The organism is Aquimarina sp. AU58 (genome assembly GCF_900312745.1).
In the GTDB taxonomy this organism is placed as follows: Bacteria; Bacteroidota; Bacteroidia; order Flavobacteriales; family Flavobacteriaceae; genus Aquimarina; species Aquimarina spinulae.
This window is the reverse complement of record NZ_OMPD01000007.1, coordinates 420,721-433,376: the sequence shown is the minus strand read 5'-3', so window position 1 is coordinate 433,376 and position 12,656 is coordinate 420,721. Positions and strand designations below refer to the sequence as shown.

General features: G+C 32.3%; 10 protein-coding genes and 1 rRNA gene. 5 read left to right on the top strand and 6 right to left on the bottom strand.

What is annotated here, in order from left to right; translation table 11 throughout:
• A 5S ribosomal RNA gene (gene rrf / locus DK441_RS04340) occupies nt 1-90 on the top strand; the annotation flags it as partial.
• Nucleotides 91-528: 438 nt separating this feature from the next.
• Here rrf and DK441_RS04335 read toward each other — a convergent pair.
• From DK441_RS04335 to DK441_RS04325, 3 genes are all read right to left on the bottom strand, one after another.
• On the bottom strand, nt 529-3,489 hold the full coding sequence (locus DK441_RS04335; protein ID WP_109097646.1) for a DNA polymerase III subunit alpha: 2,961 nt from the start codon (nt 3,487-3,489) through the stop codon (nt 529-531).
• Nucleotides 3,490-3,625: 136 nt separating this feature from the next.
• Complete coding sequence (locus DK441_RS04330; protein ID WP_370444299.1) at nt 3,626-4,837, bottom strand: DNA polymerase IV; 1,212 nt, start codon at nt 4,835-4,837, stop codon at nt 3,626-3,628.
• 167 nt (nt 4,838-5,004) lie between these two features.
• Nucleotides 5,005-5,823, bottom strand: a complete 819-nt coding sequence (locus DK441_RS04325; RefSeq protein ID WP_109097645.1) for a hypothetical protein — start codon at nt 5,821-5,823, stop codon at nt 5,005-5,007.
• A 297-nt stretch (nt 5,824-6,120) separates the two neighbouring features.
• Between DK441_RS04325 and DK441_RS04320 the strand changes: the two genes are divergently transcribed.
• The 4 genes from DK441_RS04320 to DK441_RS04305 all read left to right on the top strand — a co-directional run bounded on the left by DK441_RS04320 (nt 6,121) and on the right by DK441_RS04305 (nt 10,522).
• Nucleotides 6,121-6,630, top strand: a complete 510-nt coding sequence (locus DK441_RS04320) for a DinB family protein (protein ID WP_109097644.1) — start codon at nt 6,121-6,123, stop codon at nt 6,628-6,630.
• Nucleotides 6,631-6,962: 332 nt separating this feature from the next.
• Entirely contained in the window at nt 6,963-9,191 is a 2,229-nt protein-coding gene (locus DK441_RS04315) for an ATP-binding protein (RefSeq protein WP_109097643.1), read from the top strand.
• 12 nt (nt 9,192-9,203) lie between these two features.
• Nucleotides 9,204-9,914, top strand: coding sequence for a LytTR family DNA-binding domain-containing protein (locus tag DK441_RS04310; protein ID WP_109097642.1), 711 nt, complete (start codon nt 9,204-9,206; stop codon nt 9,912-9,914).
• Between the two features lie 185 nt (nt 9,915-10,099).
• Nucleotides 10,100-10,522 carry a hypothetical protein gene (locus DK441_RS04305; RefSeq protein ID WP_109097641.1) on the top strand — a complete coding sequence of 141 codons (423 nt, stop codon included), beginning with the start codon at nt 10,100-10,102 and terminating at the stop codon, nt 10,520-10,522.
• Nucleotides 10,523-10,620: 98 nt separating this feature from the next.
• Here the strand turns inward: DK441_RS04305 and DK441_RS04300 are convergent, their stop codons facing one another.
• The 3 genes from DK441_RS04300 to DK441_RS04290 form a co-directional block, all read right to left on the bottom strand.
• On the bottom strand, nt 10,621-10,854 hold the full coding sequence (locus tag DK441_RS04300) for a DUF6095 family protein (protein ID WP_109097640.1): 234 nt from the start codon (nt 10,852-10,854) through the stop codon (nt 10,621-10,623).
• Nucleotides 10,844-11,656, bottom strand: a complete 813-nt coding sequence (gene murQ / locus DK441_RS04295; RefSeq protein ID WP_109097639.1) for an N-acetylmuramic acid 6-phosphate etherase — start codon at nt 11,654-11,656, stop codon at nt 10,844-10,846. The genes DK441_RS04300 and murQ overlap by 11 nt, the downstream gene beginning before the upstream one ends.
• A gap of 113 nt (nt 11,657-11,769) precedes the next feature.
• The gene (locus DK441_RS04290; RefSeq protein WP_109097638.1) at nt 11,770-12,585 is read right to left on the bottom strand and encodes a DUF4249 family protein; all 816 of its coding nucleotides are present in this window, start codon (nt 12,583-12,585) and stop codon (nt 11,770-11,772) included.
• Nucleotides 12,586-12,656 lie beyond the last annotated feature (71 nt).

Genomic DNA, 12,656 nt, shown 5'->3' with positions numbered 1-12,656 from the left:
GGGGATCACCTCTTACCATTCCGAACAGAGAAGTTAAGCCCGTTAGCGCCAATGGTACTACAATCGTGGGAGAGTAGGTCACCGCCTTCCTTGAAAACCCTTCATAATTATTATGAAGGGTTTTTTTTATGTTTGAAAATATTAAATATGAAAATCCTCTTTATTTAAATAAAGAGGATTTATAATTATCATACGTGTTTTTAGTTAAAAAGCACCATAACAGCAGCCATGAGAACAAAAGACAGGGAAGCCTGGTTCAAAAGGTCTGCATTGGTCTGAAGTGCTGCAACTTTGCCCTGTATACCCACCGCCTGGTCTGCAACGACCAAAATGTGCTCCTCTAATTGTAGATTGATCAGTTTTACTTAGTTTTTTGACACCTTTCGTAATTAAAATTTTTGTATACATAATGTTTAATTTAAGAGGTTAATAATTTTTATAATGATATGAAGTTATAAAATTTAAATTATGTATCATTTAAAAAATGAAAAGTATTATTGTTATGGTGTTGTTTTTAGTTGGTTTCGTTTATGCATATCTGGGATCTTGGATATAGTCTTGTTTTACGATTTTAATAACTTCGATACTCAAAAAACCAAACTCTTTAACTACTTTACCATACATTCGATAAATACCTTTTCCTCTTAATTGATATTTCTCTTGCACTTTGGGAAATAGTACAGTATCAAAGATATTGCCAAATTGATCTAGAAACGTGCCAAAAGCCATACGTTTTCCTGTATGAGTTTTAGTGTTTTTCATGGCTATAAGATATCCGTATATATCTATGTTTTTATGCAGATAATCATATAGCTGATTTGCATTATTACTATTTTCGGGTGTGGTAACTAATATTTTGAAGTAACCGCAAAGTGGAAATCCGAAAGCTTCAATTTGTTCGAACATAGCTTCTAGTTTTGATACTTTTAATTCTGGAAGTGTATGAGCTACTCGTTTTTGATTGAATAAAAGAAATTGATTGTGATTATTCGATGGAATGCTGTTTATTTTAAAATGAGCCTGCCATAATAGTTCATGTTTGTTTTTATTAGTAAACCTAAATGCATTAATCTTAATGAGGATACTAATCTGCTCTATACTTATTTGTACTCTATCAATAAAATTATCTAAAGAAGTATATGGACCACTTTGAGAACGATTCTTCAAAATGTTTTCTGAAACCTTATGTTCTAGATTTCTTAGTATCATTAACCCTAAAAATATACTTTTGCCTTTTAAGGTGTGTTCGTAGTTACTAGTATTGATACAAGGAGTTAGTATGGTAGCTCCTAATATCTTGGCTTCATGAAGATATATTTCGGGACGGTAGAAACCGCCTCCATTATTTAATGTAGCTACTAGATATTCTAATGGAAAATAAGCTTTGAGAAATAAACTTTGGTAACTCTCTACGGCATAAGAAGCAGAATGTCCTTTTGGAAAAGCATATCCGGCAAAACTTGCTATCTGATCCCATATTTCAAAAATTAAGGATTCAGCATAGCCTTCATTTTTGCAGTTCTTTATAAATTTATTTTTAACATCTTTAAATTCTTTTCGCGATCTAAATTTGCCGCTCATACCTCGACGTAATACATCTGCTTCATCTAGAGTTAGTTTTGCAAAAAAATGTGCTACTTTAATCACATCTTCCTGATATACCATAATGCCATAGGTTTCACTCATTAAATCAAGCATAATCGGGTGTGAGTTTTTTCTTCTTTCTACATCATGTTCCCGTAAAATATACTCCCGCATCATTCCGCTTTTAGCTACTCCGGGACGTATAATTGAGCTTGCTGCTACTAATCCTAAATAATTATCTGTTTTTAGTTTACTTAAAAGCATACGCATCGCAGGAGATTCTACATAAAAGCAAGCCAGGCATTTTGCATCTCGTATCAGAGTATTTATTTTTTCATCTTTCTTAAACCTCTTTATATCATGAATATCAAAATTTGCTAATGCAGGTTGATTGTATGCTATAATTGTAATTGCGTCTTTAATTTTTGCTAACCCACGTTGCCCTAAAATGTCAAATTTATATAAGCCCAGATCTTCTGCGATAATCATATCATATTGTACAGTGGGAAACCCTTTAGGCGGAAGATCTGTGGCAGAATAATAATGTAAAGGGTGTTCACTAATCAATATTCCGCTAGCATGTACGCTAAGATAATTAGGGATACCTCGTATAAGATTACTATAAATGACTACCAACTTATGAATTTGATCAAGAGAGTTATAATCGTAATCTCCTTCACTTAACTTGTCGATTTCAAATTTTGGAAGACCAAATACTTTACCTAATTCTCTTATTGCTCCTTTATAATGAAAAGTAATGTAGGTTCCTAGTAATGCTACATTGTCGAATTCCTGGAAAATAAATCGAGTGATATCTTGTCTGTCTTTCCATGAGAAATCAATATCAAAATCAGGAGGACTGGTACGGTGTGTATTGATAAACCGTTCGAAATAGAGATCTAGTTCTATGGGATCGACATCTGTGATACGAAGTAAGTATGCTACAATACTATTTGCTCCACTACCACGACCTACATAATAATATCCTTTGCTTTGTGCATAAGAGATAATTCTCCAGTTAATCAAAAAATAGGAAACAAATTCCATTTTTGTAATTAGTGATAGTTCTTTTTTTAGACGATCGAGTACTTTTTTTGGAGGATTTGGATATCGATAGACAAGACCTTCCTGGCAGAGTTTTTTAAGTAATTTATTATCTTCTTGTATACTGCTGGTGTATGTTTTTGGATTTAACGAAGGGTTGTTTTTTGAAAAGTCAAAATTAATGCAGCATTCTTCCTGGATTGCAAGGGTGTTTTTGATAATGAAATCAAATTCTGAAAATTTATTTTTTATTTCCTGATCCGGGATCATTTGTTCTGAAAAACAAGCCTGTTGGTTATCGGGTAAACGGCTTAGTAGTATATTGTTATCAATAGCCCTTAATAATCGGTGGGCATTAAAATCTTTTTTATTTCTGAAGGTAACTGGTTGTAGTGCTATACATTTATCTTCCAGTTTTTGCAAATTAGAAAGACGAAATTTAGGAATGTCTTTTATAGCTATACCTATAAGTTCATTATCTGTAAAATTGGTTTTATTTATAGATAATATGTATTCAAAAGGATATATGATATAGGAATTTTTTGCAGGAGGAGCTATTTTGGGAAAATCGGTTTTTTTATACGAATAGTATGATAAGAAATCATTTAGTTCTTTATACCCTTCATTATTTTTTGCCAATCCTGTGTATAAAGGTTGATGATTGTTTCTAAAATCTATTCCTACAATAGGTTTGATTTCATACTCTTTTGCTTTTCTAACAAAATTTAGGCAGGCAGAGGTGTTGTTAATATCTGTTAGAGCAAGGCAATTTATATTATTTTCTTTGGCCAACTCTAAGAGATCGATTTCAGAAAAAGTTCCGAAACGTAAACTATAGTATGAGTGACAATTAAGGTACATTTAGTTTCATGTTTTGACTTTTGCATCAGGGGTAGCAACGACATCCTTTTTCTGTTAATTCGAACGAATTAACAGAAAAAGATATAGTGAATAACCCGCCCGGATGCCATTATTATGATATCGATAGGTATAAAAACTATTGTTTTCTATGGGCTAATACAATAGGGGGGTGCCCATTAAACGGGTTTTGCATTCTGCCTATAGTTGTTGATCCTATAGCTGCGGCTCTTATTACACTTCGGTCTCCATATCGAATTCTAATGTTATCTAATGCCTGATATAGGTTAAGCTGCTTCTCACTATCATCAAATAGATTGATCTGATAGTTGCCGCCAACCAAATGGGTAAATCGTATTCCTATTAATCGAATTAATAATCGTTTTTGATATAGTTTTTCGAATAGCTCCAGAATTTTGGGGATAAGAATATGATCTGCGCTGGTATATGGTATTTTAAGTTGTTTAGTATATGTATTAAAATCAGAGTATCTAATTTTTACAGCAATGCAGGCAGTTAACTTATTTCCTCTACGCAATTGATAGGAGAGGTTTTCTGTCATTGCTATAAGGAGGTTTCTAAGTTTGTAGATGTCTATAGTATCTCTGTCGAATGTTCTTTCTGTAGAGATTGATTTGCGTTCAGAAAATGCAATAACGGGGCTATTGTCTATCCCGTTTGCTCTTTTCCAGATGGTGAGACCGTTTGCTCCAAGTACTCCTTTCATGACATCTACAGGCATATCCTGGATCGTTTTTATATAGCGAACTCCCAGGTTTCGTAAAGTTTGATATGTTTTATCACCTACCATTGGAATTTTTTTAACCGATAACGGAGCCAGAAATGGTTTTTCTGTGCCAAAATCTATCTTTAACTGGTTATTTGGTTTTGCTTCATTGGTGGCTACTTTAGATACTACTTTATTGCCAGAAAGCCCAAAAGATATAGGAAGCCCCGTTTCGGAAATAATTTTTTGGCGTAATTCTAAAGAATATTTATAAGTGCCAAAGAATTTGTCCATACCAGAAAGATCTGCATAGAATTCATCAATACTTGATTTTTCGAATACAGGTACATTTTCTTTGATGATTTCTGTAACTGTATCAGAGTATTTGCTATATGTTCCGGCATTACCTTTTATAACAACGGCCTCAGGGCACAGCTCTTTAGCAATTTTCATAGACATGCCAGAGTGTATGCCATAGGATCTGGTTTCATAACTGCATGCAGCTACAACACCACGATCACTAATTCCACCAACAAGGAGCGGTTTTTCTTTTAAAGTGCTGTTGATCATGCGTTCTACAGATACATAGAATGTGTCTAGATCAAGATGTAATATAGTTCTCAAAACAATAATTATGGAATAATTCCAAAAATAAGGAATTATTCCATAATTATTGTTTTGTAACAATTTTTTTATTCACAGCAGGATAAAAAAAAACGACATCTCGCAAGAGGAGAGATGTCGTTTGTAAAAATTTTATTTTGGGGCTACAAAATAAAATTCAGCATTAATTAATTTTCTACCATATTATAACCGGCAAATTGTTGCATAGCGGTTTGGGTAAGTTCTTTTGCTCTATTTACATAGAATGTTTTTGTATCGTCGAGTGATTCGTTTTTTAGGTCATTTTCACTTCGTACATAGTCAGCTTGTGATACGAATTTAGACTCTTCATTTAGAACTACACTTAATTCTTGTAGCGCACTTTCTAATTTTTGTAATGCCATTTCGGCTTTTGATTTTATCAATGATTGTGCTTTTAATTCGGCAGCACGCTTAGCTTCAAATTCAGCTTTCATCTTATTTTGCTCAGCTATTTGTTGTTCGAGTTTTTGTTGTTCGATTTCTAACTGACGACGTTTTTCTTCTAATTCTTTTTGTTTGCTAGCGACTTCTTGAGTGGCTTCTGCCAATTCGTTTTCTCCCTCTGTAGAGGCTACATCTGCATCTGAATAGTTATCACCATTAGCCTGACAAGAAGTTAATTGTTCTAGAAGTTGAGACCCCAATTCTTTAGCGCGTTTTGCAAAATATCTACTGCGTTCGTAGGTATCTTGTTCTAACGAACTTTCCATATCGACTCTAGCTTTATATGCGGTTTCGTTTGCTTCTTTGCAGCCACATTTATCGGCAAGATCTTCTACTTTCTGGAAAGCTTCTATAGCTTTATCGGCATATTCTTGGGTATGAAAGACGTTATTTGCCCCATGTGCTTTTTTACTGTGCGAGTATGCATAACTGGCAGCAGTTAAGGCATCGTCGTATGTATTTTGAGCGTTAGTTCTGGGGATAAAACATAACAAAAACAGTATAAGTGCAATTTTTTTCATTCTTTGGGGGCTTTTAAATCACATAGCAATAATACAATATTTTATATGTAACATCCAAAAAAAACAGTCATTAATCGACGAAATACGCATTTTGTCTTAGTTTTTACGGGTAAACCTTATTTTTGGTGATAAATATCCTACTGTGTGTGAGAAAATAGGGTGATTGTTACTGTAAATCAATACCTAAACGATGATTTGTACGTAATATTATTTACGATATAGCTTTTTTAAAATTAATTTTACAGGCTTATCTATAAAATTTGTAAGTTAATTATGTATCTTACGTCTAAACGGCTCATGAAACAATTAGTTATCTCTTCAATAAATTATAATCTTAGTAGCGCTATAGATTTACTTAACGCTATAGATTCTACTACATATCAAAATAGTTCTGTTGGGCCATATTACTCTAGTATAGGTTCACATATACGCCATACTCTTGATTTTTTTGACTGTATAATTAGTGGGTTAGACTCTAATAATATTGATCTAACAGCTCGTAAACGAGATGAAATATTATCTACAGATAAGGAGTCTGCAATACATTATATATACCAACTTCAGGAAACATTACTCTCTTATATTGATACAAATACGGATTACCTAATTCATGTTACTGATAATTTGGGACAGGGAAAAGTAACTGTAAATTATACCTTAGAGAGTATTCTTGCTCATGCCAATAGTCATACGGTACATCATTATGCAACTATCGGGTATATCCTTAATCAGTTAGGAATAGAAATAAAAATTCCGGGATTTGGTTATAATCCGACAACACCGATTAGTAAAAGAGAGGGGATATAAAACTTGATAAAATCAATAGCATTTTATTCTCTACAGGGTAAATACCCCCCTTGGCTTGCCTCATTAGTAAATAATTAAAGTTTGAAAATGTGTTTCGTTAAATGATCCGTAAACTTGCTAGGGAGAAATTTACTTTTTCCTTTTCTAGAATATTCAGAAAACCCTTAAAAGCGTAGTATAAGCTAAGTTTGCTAGAATAAATTAGATATTAAAGTTATAATATTTAATTTTAACCTGGATTATAGGTAATATTAAGTTTTATTGCATTTTATGCTTTTATAACGAATTTATAATGCATAATCCAGGTTTAATGATTTAATAACCTTCAAAACATGCAAAGGCAAATTTTTATCGTAGTCATTTGGTTAATTTTCATATTTTCTAATATTCATGCTCAAAAAAAGAATGATTATTGTGAGATGTGGCGTAAACAAGGAGATACAATTACCAATATGGATGATTACCTCCAACTTAATCATAAAATGATTTCTAAAGTCGATGTATATTGTCAGATGGATATTTTGACAACCAATGCTTTTATTTATAGAGAAAAACGAAAAATAGACTCTGCTTTGTACTATTATGATCAAGCAATAAAGCTTGGAAAACAAGATTTAAATGATGAACAATTATCTCTGAAGCCACTTACTAATAAAGCCTACCTTTTAGCTTTAAGCAATAAAAACAAAGATGCTTTAACACTTTTACGAAAATCGCGAAAGATATTGAACAAATATCCTGGCGATGAAGGTTGGATTTTGTATTATCAAACGTACGCTTATATGTCTGATGTAAGAGCAGAGTACCATGATGCTATTAAATATACAGATTCTTCCATTACACTATCAGAGCGTTATAATTTGGTAAACTATATTCATTCTTGTTATGCCAATAGAGGAACTTACTATTTGCGAATATCTGATTTTGAATCTGCAGCCAAAAATCTTTTAAGAGGTATTGAGGAGTCTGAGAAGATAGGAAGTTCTTCTAGTTTAGAAGCTTATAATTACATGCTTGCGACTTGCTATTTAAGATTGAAGCAATATGAAGTGGCAAATAAGTATTATAAGATCGCAATTTCAAAATCAAAGAAAATAGGAAATGATTATGTGCTCATGCATAGCTATTCAAAAATAGCAGATTCTTATATAGCACTTAAAAGTCCTTATAAAGCTCTGAAAGTTATTGATTCTGCTTTAGTGCTAATTAATAATAGAAAAGATAATGGTCTTTTAGCTAAAATACTTAATACTAAAGGCTCTATTTATTTTGATAATTTAAAAGATTATGATAAAGCTGAAAAATGTTTTATTCAAGCATATGAAGCCGCAATAATTGCAGATTCATCAAAAAAAATGGATGACTTGATTTTAGTATCTGCAATAGAAAGTGTAGTAAAGATTTATCTTTATAAAAAGAATTATAGGAAAACAAAGAAGTATTTAACCCTTTTAGAAAGTAAAGTCAAAAAAACTGGAATTTTAACTTATAATAGATCCCTACACAGGTTTTATAGTAAATATTTTGAAGGAACAGGACAACTGACTGAGGCACTGAGTCATTTAAAAAAGTATCAAGCCATAAATGATTCTATTTCTAATGAAAAAGTAAAAACACAGGTAGCAGATTTAGAAAAAAAGTATGATACCCAGAAAAAAGAATTGGAGATTGTTAAACTTAATAAAGAAAAAGAGGCACAAGAACTAACTGTCCAAAGAGCAAAAGCCAAACAAAATTTATATATGTTAGCAGCATTTTTTTTATTATTTGTGTTAGTTATAGGAATTTGGGCTTTTCGGAAATTACAAAAACAGCAAAAAGAACTTACATCTATAAATCAAGTGAAGAATCGACTTTTTTCGATTATAGCGCACGATCTTAGAGGTATGATGATTCCGTTTCAGCGTTCTGGGAAGATTTTAAAACATCATATAGACCAAGGAAATCATCAGCGAACAATTGAACTTTCTAAAGAACTTGAAAAAAACTCGGAGAGCCTTTCAAATATGTTAGACAACCTATTAAATTGGTCTTTAGAGCAAATGAATGGATATCGAATAAACCCAGAACGAATGTCAGTTAGAGAGCAATTCGAAGAAATTATTACTGCTTTTAAACAACGAGTCGCTTATAAGAATACTGATATAGAGTTAAAATATGAGGAAGATGTTTCTATTAAGTTTGATAAGGGAGCTTTTCATGTGATATTTAGAAATCTAATTGGTAACGCATTGAAGTATACCGAAAATGGAAATATTCGAATCGAGTTCAAGAATGATTTTAATACGTTATTGTGCTCAGTTAGTGATACTGGAGAGGGTATGTCTGAGGAACAATTAAAAAGTATCTTTACATTGGAAGAAGGGCATACCACTATTGGTACACAAGGAGAAAAAGGAACCGGACTAGGCCTTAATCTAGTATATCGATTTGTGAGTATGAATAAGGGGACAATTAAAGTTTCTTCGAAAAAACGGATAGGAACACGTTTTGATTTAAGTTTTCCTGCTGCTATACCAATAGAGTTAAAACAAAATACAATGGGATCGAGATCTGCATAAAATATAGAGCATATGAATGTATATATAGTTGAAGATGATATATTTCATTTGGATGATATTATGATAACGTTACAAACATTGGGACATTCTTGTATTGGTAATTCTAATGATCCTTTTGAAGCTCAAGAAGAAATAGGGAAACTTATGCCAGATGCAGTATTGTTGGATATTCATCTTAATAGAAAACAATCTGGGATTACTCTAGGTAAAAGAATTAAATCATTGTATAAAATTCCTATTCTGTTTATATCTTCTGATTATACTGTAGATGTAATGTCTAAAGCAGCAGATATTTCTCCAATAGCCTATATTACTAAGCCTATCAATGAAAAAAACCTACAGGCAGCTCTTATTCTTGCACAAAAAAGTATATCTAAAGATGAAAAAAATAGAGAAGATTCCTCAAGGGTTTTTGTTAAAAGTGGTAATAAGTTAATTAAAGTTGAGATGAATACAATATTTTTTATTCATACCGATTCTAAAAATTATTGTTCAATAGTTACCTCAGACAATAAAAAATTATCGGTAAGATATTCTATTCTCAGTTTACTTAAGTTGTTAGATAACACCATTTTTGTGCAAACACATCGATCTTATATAGTTAATTGGCAAAAAATTGATTCTTTTCACGAACCTGATCAAACTATTGAGATAAAAGGTCATCATATTCCGATAGGAAGAACGTTTAAGGGAGAAGTATATAAAAAACTTAATATAATATAGTTGTAATCTACTTGATTTTAAATATGTTTTAGGTATGTCTATGCATTCTTAGATAAAAATACACTAGTCCTCCCATTATTGTCGTTTGTCCACAAAATGTTGTAAGATATCCATATCTAAGGTTTTAGTCTATACAAGTAAGATAGATTTGTTTTTTATTCTATACTAATATTAAAATTTAAGCAATGAAAACAAAAAACAATTTTTATCAGCATGTAGTAAAAACAATTTTTGTATTCTCAATTTTGTTTGTCACTTCTTGTAGTAGTGATGATGACAATGGGCCGACAGAGAATATTTCAGGAGTTTTACCATCAACTGTTCTCACTAGCTATAGTGGAGAGCTAGGGTACACCTCTGCTGACGGCTCTCTTATAGTTGCCGAAACTAGTGGGACTGCAACTATATCAAAATCGGGCAATACCTATACCATAACATTTAGTAATGGGGTTCCTTCAATAACAGGATTAAGGTTTTCAGGTTCTAATGGGAATTACGCTTCTACTTCAGGGGATGGTAGTGCTGTTGGAATTTCGATAAATGAAAATAAATTAGAAATAGGAGCTACTATTAATGGAAATAATTGGGGGTTCTCAGGGACTAAATAGACATAAAATTATGGTGAAACGAAGAGTAGAGAAAGCCTTTGTTTCACCTTTTTTCTACTAGTTTTTTTAACTCATTATTTGTTTTATAACATTTATTATTACTTTTTACCAAATATTGATTCCATAATAGTTCTTAAACCTCTAAATGCCATAAATATCGCAAATCCTGCACCAATTATTCCTAATATTAGTATAGGAATATATAACGGATGATCCTGATTTTTAAAAGCAGAATGAATAATAACTGGGCTAATAAACATAAAAATAAGTGCTATAGCCATTCGCTGCACTCCTTTACCTAATAGTTCTTTATTTGTTCTTTCAGTTTCCATAATGGTTTATTGCATCACGTACATTTCCGTACTGTTCTAATATCGCAGAAGCCTTTGCATGATCGATTGATAATTCTTCCATGATCATACGTATTCCACGATCTACTAATTTGTTATTACTAAGTTGCATATCAACCATTTTGTTTCCTTTTACTCGCCCTAATTGAATCATAGTGGTTGTAGAAATCATATTCAAAACCAGTTTTTGGGCAGTACCGGCTTTCATACGAGAGCTTCCGGTTACAAACTCGGGACCTACGGTAATAACAATAGGAAATTGAGCAGTGATGGCCAAAGGGCTACCTTCATTACAGGTAATACATCCTGTAATAATATGATGTTCATTACATTTTTGTAATGCACTTATGACATATGGAGTAGTACCTGAAGCTGCGATACCAATAACGACATCTTTTTCTGAAATCTGATATTCTTGTAACTCTTCCCAACTTTGTTCTGTACTATCTTCGGCATATTCTACAGATTTACGAATTGCGGTATCACCCCCAGCGATTAATCCAATAACCAAATCGGGAGAAACACCAAAAGTAGGTGGACATTCGCTGGCATCTACAATTCCTAATCTGCCACTTGTCCCGGCTCCAAGATAGAAAATCCGACCACCATTTTTAAGTTTTGGTACAATTTGAGCAATCAAAGCTTCAATCTGTGGAATAGATTTTTCTACAGCATCAGGAACTGTTTTATCTTCTTTGTTTATGTTGGAAAGCAACTCATTAATGCTCATTTTCTCTAAATGATCATATTTTGAAGATTGCTCTGTAGTTTTTGTAAATGACATGCTTCAAAAATACTCATTTTTGACTTGAAGATGAGAGTATCTTTCTTTTTTTTAAGCAAAAAAACTGTTTTCAGCAAAATCAAAAAAAACAGAACATGTTGAATAATAAAGTGTTATTCTTTTATAGTAAAATCAAATCGATTAGCTTCAGAAATATTAAAATATCCCAAAGCGAAATTATCAATATTGGTTGTGTTAATGATATTACCTCTTAGTAGAGCAGGAGGTGTTTGAAATGGATTTCCTCCTTCTTGTTCACTTTGTTCAATAAGCAGGTTTGCATAGTTGTAATAACGTTCGTCAATTCCTAATATCTTAATGGTTACATTACGGCCATTTACCATATCCTCGTAGAAATAAGAGAAATTGAATGCTTCGCCTTGATAAAAACGATCTTCGCTTGCCAAAAATAAACTGAAATCAAAATCAAAAAGGTAGAAATCATCACGGGTTCCGTCGTCTGTAAAGAAAATAATAATTTCGGTCTCATCGTCAAATAAAGTATTATCTCCTTGCACTACATTATCAATAGGAACAGTAGGAATAAGTTGTGCAGTGGCGATAAAAGTTTCATTGTTGTAGATAACAGTAAGTTGATATGTAGTATCGAATTCTGGAGTAAATGTAGTTGAGTCTGGGGTATAAAATCCTGGCTCTGTTGATTCGGTAAAATTGATAATCAAATTATTAGAAAGATCTGTGATAAAAACGGTAGCATCACTTACAGTAGGAGTTTCTTTGTCGAAGAATGGAGCTGATAATGTAAGCCTTACTCCACCTTCGATATCAACAGGGTTTTCGTCTAGATAATATTCAAAAGAAGCGTCGATTACTAATCTTTGTTTTCCATTGGGGACCTCTATATCAATTGCATCTTCACAGCTAATCGATGTTATTAGAATTACCAGTATATAGATTAATTTTTTCATTGTTTCTGTTTCTAATTTTCTTTTCAGCGATCAAAACTAAAATTTACATCATCCCTGTTTTTATTAGTGTA

What these genes read in the sequence shown, in the direction of transcription:
- DK441_RS04335 (WP_109097646.1), bottom strand. Translation starts at nt 3,489, where the DNA reads ATGTACCTTAATTGTCACTCATACTATAGTTTACGTTTCGGAACTTTT.
- DK441_RS04325 (WP_109097645.1), bottom strand. Translation starts at nt 5,823, where the DNA reads ATGAAAAAAATTGCACTTATACTGTTTTTGTTATGTTTTATCCCCAGA.
- DK441_RS04320 (WP_109097644.1), top strand. Translation starts at nt 6,121, where the DNA reads ATGAAACAATTAGTTATCTCTTCAATAAATTATAATCTTAGTAGCGCT.
- DK441_RS04315 (WP_109097643.1), top strand. Translation starts at nt 6,963, where the DNA reads ATGCAAAGGCAAATTTTTATCGTAGTCATTTGGTTAATTTTCATATTT.
- DK441_RS04310 (WP_109097642.1), top strand. Translation starts at nt 9,204, where the DNA reads ATGAATGTATATATAGTTGAAGATGATATATTTCATTTGGATGATATT.
- DK441_RS04305 (WP_109097641.1), top strand. Translation starts at nt 10,100, where the DNA reads ATGAAAACAAAAAACAATTTTTATCAGCATGTAGTAAAAACAATTTTT.
- DK441_RS04300 (WP_109097640.1), bottom strand. Translation starts at nt 10,854, where the DNA reads ATGGAAACTGAAAGAACAAATAAAGAACTATTAGGTAAAGGAGTGCAG.
- murQ (WP_109097639.1), bottom strand. Translation starts at nt 11,656, where the DNA reads ATGTCATTTACAAAAACTACAGAGCAATCTTCAAAATATGATCATTTA.
- DK441_RS04290 (WP_109097638.1), bottom strand. Translation starts at nt 12,585, where the DNA reads ATGAAAAAATTAATCTATATACTGGTAATTCTAATAACATCGATTAGC.